We start from the raw sequence: 1,114 nt of genomic DNA, 5'->3' as shown, positions 1-1,114 counted from the left end.
GGTAATCGTCCCCTAGGTTAACCGTCCTTGAAGGTAGAATTTTCTCAATTAGAGGAGTTCTGCATGAAACGTTCTAAATTTACCGATTCCCAGATCATGGAAGCCCTAAAACGGGTTGATGCGGGTTTGGCAGTCCCTGATATTTGCCGTGAGCTGGCTATTAGCACTGCTACTTTCTACAAGTGGCGCTCTAAGTACGGCGGTATGGATACCTCGATGATGTCCCGCATGAAGGAGTTGGAAGCCGAGAACGCCCGTCTGAAGAAGATGTATATCGAAGAAAAACTCAAAGCGGAGATCGTTACCGAAGCCCTCGCAAAAAAGTGGTGAGGCCGTCTCGCAGACGCGAGATGGCCAAGCAGGCAGTCCAAGATAAGGGCATATCGATTAGATTGGCCTGCGAAGTCTTTAGGGTAAGCGAGACCTGCTATCGCTATGAAGCAAAGCACAACGCAGAGAACGAGCAGATTGCGAACTGGCTCATCCGCTTAACAGACAATAACCGGATCTGGGGCTTCGGTCTTTGCTATTTGTACTTGCGTAATGTGAAGAACTTCAAATGGAACCACAAGCGGATCTATCGCATCTATAAGGAGCTGGAACTCAATCTACGCATCAAGCCCCGTAAGCGTTTGGTCAGAGATAAGCCCGATGCCTTGGTGGTTCCGTTAAGTGCAAACCAAGTCTGGTCCATGGATTTTATGCACGATCAATTAGCCGATGGCAGAAGCATTAGATTATTTAATGTAATTGACGACTTTAATCGGGAAGCTCTCGGTATTGAAGTGGACTTCTTGCTGCCATCAGAACGGGTAATCCGATCTTTAGATCAAATCATTGCTTGGCGAGGTAAACCCAGCATTATTCGAGCGGACAATGGGCCGGAACTTGTGAGCGGTAGACTAATGGAATGGGCAGCAAAGCATCAGATCCACATACAGCATATCCAACCTGGTAAACCACAGCAAAATGCGTATGTGGAACGCTACAACCGAACAGTGAGATATGAGTGGTTATCTCAGCATTACTGGGACAGCATTAACGAAGTTCAAGAGTTCGCAACGCAATGGATGTATAAATATAACTATGAACGTCCAAATATGGCATTGGGCGG

1 protein-coding gene is annotated in these 1,114 nt (G+C 46.9%); it reads left to right on the top strand.

Annotated features, from left to right (window positions below):
- Positions 1-63 precede the first annotated feature (63 nt).
- Positions 64-1,114 (top strand): IS3 family transposase gene (locus B0G85_RS10200; RefSeq protein ID WP_100380355.1). Its coding sequence is split into 2 segments (ribosomal slippage), with 1,052 coding nucleotides annotated over them: positions 64-316 and positions 316-1,114; the frame shifts between segments, so codons are not numbered across the junction. This gene is flagged as partial in the annotation.

Origin of the sequence: Polynucleobacter brandtiae, from assembly GCF_002797575.1 — a bacterium.
In the GTDB taxonomy this organism is placed as follows: Bacteria; Pseudomonadota; Gammaproteobacteria; order Burkholderiales; family Burkholderiaceae; genus Polynucleobacter; species Polynucleobacter brandtiae.
Note: the sequence above shows the minus strand (reverse complement) of the source record. Positions and strands in the feature narration are given on the sequence as shown.